Genomic DNA, 6,245 nt, shown 5'->3' with positions numbered 1-6,245 from the left:
TGTACCATCCTACTTTCTTACAAAAGCACGTCCACTTTTCCGCTGTATTGTACTCTCTATATCCCACCATTCCTTCCCAAAATTCGGTTTCACCTGCGCAATCTCTAAGATAGATTTCCTGTTGGACAGAAAAACCAAATTTACCATTACTGTATTTTACCCATAGCTCATCTATTTTACGTATGTCTTTACGAGGCAAATTGTCTATATTTTCTAAAAATAAATATTCATACTCAGATCGTCCTGCAACTTTTAATATACACATGAGGGTTTCTTCATCTGCTTCCCTCCACTTACCCTGACTGAGTAATCTCTCTAAATTAATGTAGCTAACAGTAGGTTTGGGAGATATTGTTGGTTTCGGTGTTTTGTTTCTTAATAATATCTTCAACAACTTATCAATTTCGCTACGATCAAGCAAATCACTAATGGATACAGACTGAAACTTATTTAGATAATTTAGATGACTAGGAACATCGTACATATTAGCTCCAGGCAGAAATACAGGAACAATTACTATATCTTGCTTTCCACTACTTATATAAAGACGGTGTAAATAGTCTATCTCTTCCTTTTGCCACGGCCCTACACCATTTATCCCAATGAAAAAGAAGGCAATATCAGTTTTGTCAAGCGCTTCGTAGAGTTCTTTTTGCCACTCATCTCCTCCTTTAAATTGAGTTTCATCTAACCATGTGATGAAACCCTCTTCTTCAAGTTGTTCTGCAATAATTCTAATGCTATCTTTATCACGACTGTTATGACTAAGAAAAACATCAAATTCTTGTGGTTTATCCATTGATGACCTTCCTTATTTTTTCAAGATTCAACACCAGCAATTTGAGCAAGAGCTTGAGCATATTTATTTAACTCTCCTCTCAAAGTCTCCAATTCTTTGCGCAGCTGAGGTTCTTCTACCCATTGACGCTCATATTCTTTAGGACTAATATCATCAGGTCTCTGAGCTTCCCAAACCTGTAAATTAGGATGCCACTTTGTCAGAAAAGGTCGTAATCCTTGGTTGAGAACAGCAATAGCAAGACCACCAACTGAATTATGAGATGCACCCACATCAGGGCAAGCTTCTCTGAGAATTTCGCGAGTAGTTCCAAACAAACTATAGAGGGAATTTAAAGCCTCTCTCATAATACCTTCATCTTCCTGCAAAGGTTGTACCGAAATACGCGTTACCAATTCAACATAAAGCGACCAAGCAGCATGACGTTCTGTTGAGTCAGCTTCCCATTCTGCTGAACCCAGACCAAAAGGAAGACTAACTGATACTTTTTTTAAAACAGCGGGGTCTCGTGTCATAAAATTTTCCTCATTTTAGAGATGGCTAGGCTTAAATAAAAAAAATTAATAGTTTCTAATAATGTAGCACAAGCATATTCTCAACTAATAAGGAATTTCCAGAAAAACTTATAAAATCAAAGAGCGATCGCTCTTTAAAGAAGCTATACTTTAGTCCAAAACCTTAACTCTAAATTGGCCACCTAGCCTGAAATTCTAAATATTCTAGCCAAAAGCCCATAAGCAAAAGCTCATCAAGTCAAACAAATTTGTGCAGTTATTATCAAATATCATCTAGAAAATTAAGCCAATGCTACACTACGAAATAATCGTATACTGGAGTCAAGAAGACCAAGCCTTTATAGCAGAAGTTCCAGAATTACCAGGTTGTATTGCTGATGGAGAAACCTATCAGTCAGCACTACAAAACGTAGAAATAATTATGCAAGAATGGATAGAAACTGCTCAAGAATTAGGACGAGAAATTCCTACACCAAAAAATCGGTCTATCTTGACATAGATAAAACAGGCGATAGAACTCCGTTCCGCTTCGCGATCGCTACTTTTTTATTACAACTTTTTGTGCTATCCTCAAAAGGATTACAAAAATCAAAACACAAAAGAGCAAAAACTATGAACAATAATTTAATAGAAATATCTCCAGAAATATTATCAGGTATACCAGTCTTTAAAAATACTCGCGTTCCTATTAAAACTCTTATTGATTATTTAAGTGCAGGAGAAACTATAGCAGATTTTCTTGATGATTTTCCTACGGTGACTCAAGAACAAGCAGTTTCTCTATTAAAGTTAGCTCAAGAAACATTATTGAAACAAACCTATGAAAATATTGCTGGATGAATGCTTACCTAAAAAGCTCAAAAGAGAAATTATAAATCATCAAGTAATAACAGTTCCAGAACAAGGTTGGGCAGGAATAAAAAATGGAGAGTTGTTAAAATTAGCATCATCAAGTTTTGATGCTTTTATAACAATAGACCAAAACTTAACTTCACAACAAAATCTGCAACAAATTGATTTAATAATAATCGTTTTCGTTCATACAATATTCTTATTTTGGCTACCCTTATTGATTGAACCCATATGCTCGCTCTTCTATCATCCCTTTGATTGGCCTTGGCAGTTATAATTATTGCCTATCCCATTAGACATCTGGTAAAAATCAAAAATCAAATCAATTCTCACACTATATATATCAATTATTTCCCCTCCTGGGAGGGGGAGGGGCGAGGGGTGGGTTCCCTACTGCCTACAGCAAAGCTGCCTACTGCCTCATTTGGAGGAGATGTCTATTATATTGAGTGGATACGATTCTGCCTACTTAAGAATTATTTGTATTTCCAAATTTTATTCCTCTTCATCATGGGATAAAGAATTAAGGTCAAGTGATAATTGTTGGGGAAGTTGATCTAGTTGGAAATACTGATGAAATTTATCTGTGACTTGTAACCAATAAGAACGAGATTCCTTTTGACGACGTTTACGAACAAACCCCAAGGTAACAAGTTCTGGAACGTGCTGATAAACTCCTGAACCACGAATATCTACTAATTCTGATTGAGTAATACCTCCTTTGAGGGCGATCGCTGCTAAAGTCCTCAGAGCACCTACTCCCAACTCTGGTTGAATCAAAGATTCTATCAACTCAGCAAAAGTTGCTTTGAGTTGAAGACTATAACCTTTTTCTGTTTCTATAACTTCTAAGGCAGTATGTCGATGGGCATATTCAGACATTAATTCGATTAAAGCATCTTTAACTTGGCCACGCTCACATTTGGCAATTTCAGCAATTTCAGAAATGGAGAGGGGTTGTCCTTTGAGGTATAAAATTGCCTCAATTTTACTAGGAAGACTAAACATTTAGTATCATTACTTTGGGGTTCAAGAATTTAGAATTTAGAATTTAGAATTACCTCTTCTTATAAATAAGAGGATTGGATCGATGGATTTTTTTTCTTCTCTTGGTCGATTGGATATGGCTCCAAAACCAGCTCTGATCAGAGCTGCTTTCCTTACGGAATGCTACCGCAAACGCGGTTCGCCATCCCTCCACCGCTTTTTTATCCATGAATTGAGAGGCTTTATACCTTAATTTTTCGGTAATTGTGATTAGAAAACTTTGCTCATCAATGAAGCGCAAAGTAGTCTAGTCTGATTTTTTTATCATAAGGTTGTTGTTAGGTCAAACTTGAAGTCCAAATCTAATATCATGTCCGGTAGCAAAGGTCAGGAAGAAGGAAGAAGGAAGATGCAGGAAGCTTAAGAGCAAGAAAAAAAGTTAAGTCCTATATAAATCATCAATTATTTATCCCTGTTCCCTGTTTCCTATTCCCTCTTTTCTGGACATATCCAATAAAATAGGTATTTGATTTTAACAAATTTTTGTGCTATAATAAAACATTGTGTCTAAAATTACTGCAAATCATGCCAAAACTAAAAACTCGCAAGGCGGCAGCTAGACGCTTTAAAGTAACAGGCAGTGGAAAAATCATGCGTCGTAAAGCTTTTAAGAGTCATCTGTTGCAACATAAAAGCTCCACTCGCAAGGGTCGTCTGTCTAAAATGGCTCTTGTCCATGAGACTAATGAAGAAAATGTACGTTTAATGCTTCCATATTTGTAAAATTTTAGGGGGAAATTTATGACCAGAGTCAAAAGAGGTAATGTTGCCCGTAAACGCCGTAACAAAGTTCTTAAACTAGCTAAAGGATTTAGAGGTAGACAGTCTAAACTATTTAAAGTAGCTAACCAGCGAGTTATGCAGGCGTTACGCAATGCCTATCGCGATCGCCGTAAACGCAAACGGGATTTCCGTCGTTTATGGATTACTCGGATAAATGCTGCAGCTCGTCAACAGGGCATGAGTTATAGTCAACTAATAGGTAATATGAAAAAAACTAATATTGCCATTAACCGTAAAATGTTAGCCCAATTAGCAGTTTTAGATCCTGAAACTTTTGCTAAAGTAGTTGAATTAGCAAGTCAAGCTAAAGGATAATATCAACTAGAAGATTTAGGGAGTTGGGAACCGGGAATTTTTATGACAGTTACTTCCTACTTCCTACTCCACTCCTAAGATTTCAAATCTAGCCTTATTACTTATAAAAATTAATATTAATTATGGATAGCACTCTACCAGTTTTATACCTATTAATACTACTGATATTATTGTCTGTGGCAGGTATATTTGTCATTCGCCAGATTGCGAAGACAAGGAAAACTGAAATTCAGCTTTCTAATTTGAAAAGTAAACTGACAAAAGAACAGGGAACAATAGATGAATATTATCAGCTTGGCAGTATATTTTTAGAAAAAAAATTGTATTCTCAAGCAACTGAATTGTTACAAAAAGCTCTGAAATTAAAAGGTTCAGAAAATTCAGAAAGTTTTGCTAAAATTTATAATGCTCTTGGTTTTTCTTACTTTGCTAAAGAGCAATACGATATTGCTATTAGGCAATATAAAGAAGCATTAAAAATAGACCCTAATTATGTAACTGCCTACAATAATTTGGGTCATGTTTATGAGAAGAAAAAATTAACTGCTCAAGCTTTAGAAGCGTATGAGTCAGCACTAAAATGTGACCCAAACAATGATACTGCGAAAAGACGTGCAGAATCTATGAGAAAACGTTTAATACCATCTTCATAAAATCTTAATTAGTTAACTATTAGCTATCTCCAGAAAATAAACTTGCTCTTTATTTAACATAAGCTAGAGTTGTAACAGTCACTTACAAAATAATTTTTCGTGTCTTTGGCGTGAAAATCTATTCCCTGTCCACAGTTATATCATGTCCGGATAATTAGTGATAAAAAAACTTTCTCCTTCTCTTCTCCTTTCTTCCCTCCTGACTCCTGACTCCTGTACGTCGCCAATCTGACGGCTCCCCTACCTGACTCCTCCGTCGTTTATTTATAACTGTTCAACCGGACATGATATTATATCATGTGCTCCCTCCGGGGGAGCTGCGCTAACGGATAATTACTGATAACAAAGTTTTTGTTTGTAGTTTTGCTCTAGCCCTTACAATATTTATATTAGGGATAGAGCAAAACTACGAGCCTAATTATAACTGTTCTACCGAACATGATATTAAGTGTTCCCTGTTCCCTACTTCTGCAAAAAGTCCATTCTTTTTCGCAGATGTGTATTAGACATCTCCAAAAATAAAAAATAAAATCAATTCTTATCCAGAAATTATCAATTACTCCCCTCCTGGGAGGGGGAGGGGCGAGGGGTGGGTTCCCTGTTCCCTGTTCCCTGTTCCCTGTTCCCTGTTCCCTCTTTTCTGGAGATGTTTATTAGCTATTGACTACTGAGCTTCATCGGAATTTTGATCACAAACTCTGTACCTTTTCCAAGATTAGAGTTAAATTTTAGGCTACCGCTATGTTTCTCAACTACAATTTCATAGCTAATAGATAATCCTAGTCCAGTACCTTTACCAACTTCCTTAGTTGTAAAGAAAGGATCGAAAAGACGTTCTTTGACTTCTGGTGGAATACCAGGTCCATTATCCCGAATACAAATTTGTACAAATTTACCAACAACTTTAGTGGAAATTTCAATGAGACTTGGTTCTAATTTGATTTGTTCGGTAGTCCGCTTTGCATCTTTTTCTTCAATAGCGTCAATGGCATTACTAATAATATTAATAAATACCTGATTAAGCTCTCCTGGATAACATTCCACCTCTGGAAGATTACCATAATTTTTAACTATCTCAATTGCAGGAAGATTATGTCGCCGATTAATACGATTGTATAAAATAGTAAGAGTACTATCAATTCCTTCATGGAGGTTAGCTTTTTTATGTCCAGATTCATCAAGGCGTGAAAAATTTCTCAAAGATTTGACAATATCTTCAATACGATTAGCTCCCACCTTCATTGAGTTAAAAAGTTTCGGTAAATCTTCCTGCAAAAATTC

General features: G+C 36.0%; 10 protein-coding genes. 6 read left to right on the top strand and 4 right to left on the bottom strand.

The genetic code is table 11. The features are described from left to right. Both F6K13_RS13800 and F6K13_RS13795 read right to left on the bottom strand, forming a co-directional pair. Positions 1-799: GUN4 domain-containing protein (locus tag F6K13_RS13800; protein WP_287287632.1), on the bottom strand; the 799-nt coding region annotated here is incomplete at its 3' end. A gap of 20 nt (positions 800-819) precedes the next feature. Then, on the bottom strand, positions 820-1,314 hold the full coding sequence (locus F6K13_RS13795) for a hypothetical protein (protein ID WP_287287631.1): 495 nt from the start codon (positions 1,312-1,314) through the stop codon (positions 820-822). Positions 1,315-1,603: 289 nt separating this feature from the next. Between F6K13_RS13795 and F6K13_RS13790 the strand changes: the two genes are divergently transcribed. From F6K13_RS13790 to F6K13_RS13780, 3 genes are all read left to right on the top strand, one after another. Continuing rightward, positions 1,604-1,813, top strand: a complete 210-nt coding sequence (locus F6K13_RS13790) for a type II toxin-antitoxin system HicB family antitoxin (RefSeq protein WP_124154219.1) — start codon at positions 1,604-1,606, stop codon at positions 1,811-1,813. A 113-nt stretch (positions 1,814-1,926) separates the two neighbouring features. Then, on the top strand, positions 1,927-2,154 hold the full coding sequence (locus tag F6K13_RS13785) for a DUF433 domain-containing protein (protein ID WP_124142914.1): 228 nt from the start codon (positions 1,927-1,929) through the stop codon (positions 2,152-2,154). Next, positions 2,135-2,443: a DUF5615 family PIN-like protein gene (locus F6K13_RS13780; protein WP_161564299.1), complete on the top strand. Its 309-nt coding sequence runs from the start codon at positions 2,135-2,137 to the stop codon at positions 2,441-2,443. The genes F6K13_RS13785 and F6K13_RS13780 overlap by 20 nt, the downstream gene beginning before the upstream one ends. A gap of 218 nt (positions 2,444-2,661) precedes the next feature. On the opposite strand, the gene scpB is transcribed toward F6K13_RS13780, so the two are convergent. Further along, positions 2,662-3,174: an SMC-Scp complex subunit ScpB gene (gene scpB / locus F6K13_RS13775; protein WP_124142897.1), complete on the bottom strand. Its 513-nt coding sequence runs from the start codon at positions 3,172-3,174 to the stop codon at positions 2,662-2,664. A gap of 564 nt (positions 3,175-3,738) precedes the next feature. On the opposite strand from scpB, the gene rpmI reads away from it, so the two are divergent. From rpmI to F6K13_RS13760, 3 genes are all read left to right on the top strand, one after another. Next, the gene (rpmI, locus tag F6K13_RS13770; protein WP_124142915.1) at positions 3,739-3,936 is read left to right on the top strand and encodes a 50S ribosomal protein L35; all 198 of its coding nucleotides are present in this window, start codon (positions 3,739-3,741) and stop codon (positions 3,934-3,936) included. Between the two features lie 18 nt (positions 3,937-3,954). Further along, the gene (rplT, locus tag F6K13_RS13765; RefSeq protein WP_124142898.1) at positions 3,955-4,311 is read left to right on the top strand and encodes a 50S ribosomal protein L20; all 357 of its coding nucleotides are present in this window, start codon (positions 3,955-3,957) and stop codon (positions 4,309-4,311) included. A 122-nt stretch (positions 4,312-4,433) separates the two neighbouring features. Next, the gene (locus F6K13_RS13760) at positions 4,434-4,964 is read left to right on the top strand and encodes a tetratricopeptide repeat protein (RefSeq protein WP_124142899.1); all 531 of its coding nucleotides are present in this window, start codon (positions 4,434-4,436) and stop codon (positions 4,962-4,964) included. A gap of 657 nt (positions 4,965-5,621) precedes the next feature. On the opposite strand, the gene F6K13_RS13755 is transcribed toward F6K13_RS13760, so the two are convergent. Beyond that, positions 5,622-6,245 (bottom strand): sensor histidine kinase (locus F6K13_RS13755; RefSeq protein WP_287287629.1); only part of this gene is annotated, 624 nt, incomplete at its 5' end.

This window comes from Okeania sp. SIO2B9 (assembly GCF_010672505.1).
Lineage (GTDB): Bacteria > Cyanobacteriota > Cyanobacteriia > Cyanobacteriales > Microcoleaceae > Okeania > Okeania hirsuta.
Note: the sequence above shows the minus strand (reverse complement) of the source record. Positions and strands in the feature narration are given on the sequence as shown.

Bases quoted from the DNA above. Each gene is read 5' to 3' on its own strand.
- F6K13_RS13795 (WP_287287631.1), bottom strand. From the start codon at position 1,314: ATGACACGAGACCCCGCTGTTTTAAAAAAAGTATCAGTTAGTCTTCCT.
- F6K13_RS13790 (WP_124154219.1), top strand. From the start codon at position 1,604: ATGCTACACTACGAAATAATCGTATACTGGAGTCAAGAAGACCAAGCC.
- F6K13_RS13785 (WP_124142914.1), top strand. From the start codon at position 1,927: ATGAACAATAATTTAATAGAAATATCTCCAGAAATATTATCAGGTATA.
- F6K13_RS13780 (WP_161564299.1), top strand. From the start codon at position 2,135: ATGAAAATATTGCTGGATGAATGCTTACCTAAAAAGCTCAAAAGAGAA.
- scpB (WP_124142897.1), bottom strand. From the start codon at position 3,174: ATGTTTAGTCTTCCTAGTAAAATTGAGGCAATTTTATACCTCAAAGGA.
- rpmI (WP_124142915.1), top strand. From the start codon at position 3,739: ATGCCAAAACTAAAAACTCGCAAGGCGGCAGCTAGACGCTTTAAAGTA.
- rplT (WP_124142898.1), top strand. From the start codon at position 3,955: ATGACCAGAGTCAAAAGAGGTAATGTTGCCCGTAAACGCCGTAACAAA.
- F6K13_RS13760 (WP_124142899.1), top strand. From the start codon at position 4,434: ATGGATAGCACTCTACCAGTTTTATACCTATTAATACTACTGATATTA.